Origin of the sequence: Pseudoramibacter porci, from assembly GCF_009696145.1 — a bacterium.
GTDB lineage: Bacteria > Bacillota > Clostridia > Eubacteriales > Eubacteriaceae > Pseudoramibacter > Pseudoramibacter porci.
On the sequence record NZ_VUMO01000028.1, the window covers coordinates 1 to 1660 of the forward strand.

At 35.5% G+C, this 1660-nt stretch carries 1 protein-coding gene; it reads left to right on the forward strand.

Annotation, left to right across the window (positions count from 1 at the left end; all coding sequences use genetic code 11):
* The first annotated feature begins 226 nt into the window (after positions 1-226).
* Positions 227-1317, forward strand: a protein-coding gene (locus FYJ52_RS09915) for an IS4-like element ISAba1 family transposase (protein ID WP_085940413.1) whose coding sequence is annotated in 2 segments (ribosomal slippage) — positions 227-767 and positions 767-1317 — 1092 coding nt in all. Because the reading frame shifts where the segments join, the coding sequence is not laid out codon by codon here.
* The last annotated feature ends 343 nt before the right edge of the window (positions 1318-1660 follow it).

Below are 1660 nucleotides of genomic sequence, written 5' to 3' on the forward strand. Positions count from 1 at the left end.
CGTATCTTTCGGCATTTCGGATTTTTTAACAATCAGATCTATACCCGTAGTGTGAAATCCATAGGTGGTAAATAAGTTTATAGCCGTACGAATAACGTGTAATTTTTTGGAAGAGGTTTCTAAATTTGGCATAGTTTTACCGTTATAAATTCTTGCTCTGTACACGATAAAAATAGATAACTCATTGAAATAATGTCATAATAATTGTTTTCTAACGACGAATACTATGACACATCTCAATGAGTTATATCTTATCTTAAACAAATATCTAAAATGGAACAAGTCACATTTAAAGTGCTTTGCGCTCATCATGCTTGTGATTATTTTAAAGCAAACATGTAATCTTTCTTCTGCATCTAAAGCCTTGCCCATCAAGTGCTTACCACAATCATTTTATCGACGTATGCAGCGCTTCTTTGCAGGTCAGTATTTTGATTATCGTCAAATTTCTCAGTTGATTTTCAATATGTTTTCATTCGACCAAGTGCAACTGACTTTAGATAGAACCAATTGGAAATGGGGAAAACGAAATATTAATATCCTGATGCTCGCAATCGTTTATCGTGGAATAGCGATACCTATCCTTTGGACATTGCTTAATAAACGTGGAAATTCAGATACGAAAGAGCGTATTGCTTTGATTCAACGCTTTATAGCCATTTTTGGTAAAGACCGTATTGTGAATGTGTTCGCAGACAGAGAGTTTATCGGTGAGCAGTGGTTTACATGGTTAATTGAACAAGACATCAACTTCTGCATTCGTGTTAAAAAAACTTCATTGTCACCAATCATTTAGGAAAGAATCATAAAATTAGTGATTTATTTCGCCATCTTAAAGTTGGTCAAATTGAATGTCGTAAACGACGGATTTTGGTTGGTCGGGTGAAACTATATATAAGTGCACTACAGTTAGAAAATGGAGAGCTTTTACTCGTCGTTTCTCCTCAGTTTAATGCCAATGCTATTCAGGATTATGCATTACGCTGGGAAATTGAAACCTTATTCAGTTGTCTCAAAGGACGCGGGTTTAATCTTGAAAATACGCGCTTGACAGACCCTAGACGAGTGAAAAAATTGATTGCGGTGTTAGCTATAAGCTTCTGTTGGTGTTACTTAACGGGTGAATGGCAACATGATCAAAAAAAAGCGATAAAAATAAAGAAGCATGGACGACTCTCAATGAGTTTATTTCGCTATGGTTTAGACTATGTTCAAATGGCGATTCAGCGTTTAATTGGTTTTGGGAAAAAAGAAGAGTTTAAGGAAATTTTGGCAATTTTAAGAAGGCAGAACCCTGATAGGATAAGGGTTCTGTGAAATTTGTCGTGTACAGAGCCCGCGAATATTGGAGAACCATTGTTCTCGAATAGTGGATAACATGAAAATAGCCTATTTTTTTAAATTTTAGGAAAGGCTAGTGATGTGATATATACAACACACAAGCGACTACACCACATCACTAGACAGTGATGAGTTATTTACAAAGGAGAAGGGTAAATAAACTTAAGGTGGCGTAAGTGTCATGGATAATGAAAATTTGAAGTTTTAAAGAGGTGCGAAGGATAACATAAGTTTTTAGGGGGAGCCATTTAAGCTTGCTACTTTCACTTATTAGGCATCTAACTATTTTTTGATTTGTTCATTTCTGCTTTAGGCAGAG